The sequence below is a fragment of the Pseudomonas sp. 3A(2025) genome (assembly GCF_054589175.1).
In genome coordinates, this window is the sequence record NZ_BAAILM010000096.1 from 1 (window position 1) to 275 (window position 275).

A 275-nucleotide genomic window follows, 5' to 3' on the forward strand; every position below is an offset into this window, starting at 1 on the left:
CTCGCCGTCACCCAAGCCAGCGCGGCTTCCAGCATCACCGCCGGCGCCAACCTGAACCTGATCGGCGGCGACTTCCTCAACAGCAGCAGCACCGTGGCCGCCGGTGGCGCCTTGAGCGCCCGCGTCGACAACCTCAACAACGTCGGCCTGATCACCAACGACACCCAGACCGACCGCATCTTCGTCTCCAGCCGCACCCGCAACGACAGCGGCTGGCAAAGCCTGGCCCGCGCTTTCAACGAGCAGTATTCCGCACAAGGCAGCCGTTACAACGC

General features: G+C 66.2%; 1 protein-coding gene. It reads left to right on the plus strand.

All coding sequences use genetic code 11. The annotated features are described in order from the left end of the window. Positions 1–275 (plus strand): hypothetical protein (locus ACYP2A_RS25765; protein WP_459748759.1); only part of this gene is annotated, 275 nt, incomplete at both ends.